The 243-nt window shown below is 55.6% G+C and carries 1 rRNA gene; it reads right to left on the reverse strand.

The features are described from left to right. A 23S ribosomal RNA gene (locus ACZ267_RS13015) occupies positions 1-243 on the reverse strand; the annotation flags it as partial.

The following is a 243-nucleotide window of genomic DNA, read 5'->3' on the forward strand; positions in this document are numbered from 1 at the left end:
GCCCAACGCGTCACCCCGAAGGGATCAGTCACTGGGATTCAGACACTTAGCACTACTGGATTAGCTTGGGCGGTTCTTCGCCGGTACGGGAATATCAACCCGTTGTCCATCGACTACGCCTGTCGGCCTCGCCTTAGGTCCCGACTTACCCAGGGAAGATTAGCTTGACCCTGGAACCCTTGGTCTTTCGGAGGACGTGTTTCTCACACGTCTTTCGCTACTCATGCCTGCATTCTCACTCGT

Source organism: Staphylococcus sp. AC872 (assembly GCF_979255425.1).